This window comes from Acinetobacter sp. 25-47-122 (assembly GCF_056779695.1).
The window spans coordinates 1-324 of the sequence record NZ_JBWYIJ010000034.1 but is presented as its reverse complement, the minus strand read 5'-3'; the positions used below and the strand labels follow the sequence as shown (position 1 = coordinate 324).

The 324-nt window shown below is 41.0% G+C and carries 1 protein-coding gene; it reads left to right on the top strand.

Features of this window, described 5'->3' with window-relative positions; translation table 11 throughout:
- The coding region (locus AC1M9P_RS14655) for a GA-like domain-containing protein (protein ID WP_481588095.1) at positions 1-324 on the top strand (324 nt) is incomplete at both ends.

Sequence of the window (324 nt, the reverse complement as noted above, 5' to 3'; positions counted from 1 at the left end):
ATGAATTGGTAGAGGCAATTGCTGCTAAAAATGGTGTAATCAGTCCAGCAACGCAAGCTCAATTACAAGCGATCAAAGATCAATTAGATGCATTGAAAGGTACAGCACAAGGATTGGTAGATGCATTACCTGAATCAGCAGCTAAAGATGATCTAGATGCTCGTTTAGATGCTCTAGATACAGCTGTGCCAGTAGTTAATGATTTAAATGATGATGGTATTATTGATGCTGCGGAAGCTGCGATTGCAGCAGCAACACAAGCGGTTCAAACTGCAGAAGCTAAGCATGATGAATTGGTAGAGGCAATTGCTGCTAAAAATGGTG